General features: G+C 56.9%; 1 rRNA gene. It reads right to left on the bottom strand.

The features are described from left to right. Nucleotides 1-20 precede the first annotated feature (20 nt). Nucleotides 21-1,702, bottom strand: a 23S ribosomal RNA gene (locus FYJ60_RS12380); the annotation flags it as partial.

Genomic DNA, 1,702 nt, shown 5'->3' with positions numbered 1-1,702 from the left:
TGCTCCGCTTCCGCGCTTCCCTGATCTAGCCCTCGACCGATTAGTAACAGTCAGCTCCATGCATTGCTGCACTTCCACCTCTGCCCTATCTACCTCGTCGTCTTCAAGGGGTCTTACTTCTTTCGAATGGGAGTTCTTATCTCAAGGGGGGCTTCACGCTTAGATGCCTTCAGCGTTTATCCCTTCCGGACTTGGCTACCCTGCCCTGCACCTGGCAGTGCAACAGGTCCACCAGCGGTCCGTCCATCCCGGTCCTCTCGTACTAAGGACAGCTCCTTTCAAAACTCCTGCGCCCACGCCGGATAGGGACCGAACTGTCTCACGACGTTCTGAACCCAGCTCGCGTACCGCTTTAATGGGCGAACAGCCCAACCCTTGGGACCTACTACAGCCCCAGGATGCGATGAGCCGACATCGAGGTGCCAAACCACTCCGTCGATGTGAACTCTTGGGAGTGATAAGCCTGTTATCCCCAGGGTAGCTTTTATCCGTTGAGCGATGGCATTCCCACTTAATACCACCGGATCACTAAGCCCTACTTTCGTACCTGCTCCACCCGTCGGTGTCGCAGTCAGGCTCCCTTCTGCCTTTGCACTCTGCGGATGGTTTCCAACCATCCTGAGGGAACCTTTGGGCGCCTCCGATACCCTTTCGGAGGCGACCGCCCCAGTCAAACTCCCCATCTGGCATTGTCCCCCGCCCGGCTTACGGGCGCAGGTTAGAAACCTCATAATGCAAGGGTGGTATCCCAACACCGACTCCGGCGCGGCTGGCGCCACGCCATCTCCGTCTCCCACCTATCCTGTACATGCAATACAAGATCCCAGTACCAAACTAGAGTAAAGCTCCATGGGGTCTTTCCGTCCTGGCGCGGGTAACCAGCATCTTCACTGGTACTTCAATTTCACCGGATGCATTGTCGAGACAGTGCTCAAATCATTACGCCTTTCGTGCGGGTCGGAACTTACCCGACAAGGAATTTCGCTACCTTAGGACCGTTATAGTTACGGCCGCCGTTTACTGGGGCTTGGATTCAGGGCTTCGCTTGCGCTGACCCCTCCTCGTAACCTTCCAGCACCGGGCAGGCGTCAGCCCATATACCTCACCTTCCGGTTTCGCATAGACCTGTGTTTTTGCTAAACAGTTGCTTGAGCCTGTTCACTGCGGCCCTCTTTCAAGGGCACCCCTTCTCCCGAAGTTACGGGGTCATTTTGCCGAGTTCCTTAACAATGCTTCTTCCGTCGGCCTTAGGATTCTCTCCTCACCCACCTGTGTCGGTTTACGGTACGGGTACATGGCAGGCTATAGCGGCTTTTCTCGGCACATGGCTCACACACTTCGCTACTATACTTCGCTCCGCTTCACGTCTTTGGGTTGGCGCCCGGTTTTGCCTGGGCGTCCCCTCCCCCGCTTGCGCGCGGCTTTCCTTTCCGCGCCTGTGCTCTCCACATGCGTCCCCACAGTTCTGCTGCCATGCAGTACAGGAATCTCAACCTGTTGTCCATCGGCTACGGCTCGCGCCCTCGCCTTAGGTCCCGACTTACCCAGGGAAGATCAGCTTTACCCTGGAAACCTTGGATATTCGGCCGAGAGGATTCCCACCTCTCTCTCGCTACTCATTCCGGCATTCTCTCTTGGGGAGGCTCCACGGCCCCTTTCGGTACCGCTTCGCCGCCGCCCCAATGCTCCTCTACCAATGTAT

Source organism: Bilifractor porci, assembly GCF_009696005.1.
Classification (GTDB): domain Bacteria; phylum Bacillota; class Clostridia; order Lachnospirales; family Lachnospiraceae; genus Bilifractor; species Bilifractor porci.
This window is presented reverse-complemented; position numbering and strand designations above follow the sequence as displayed.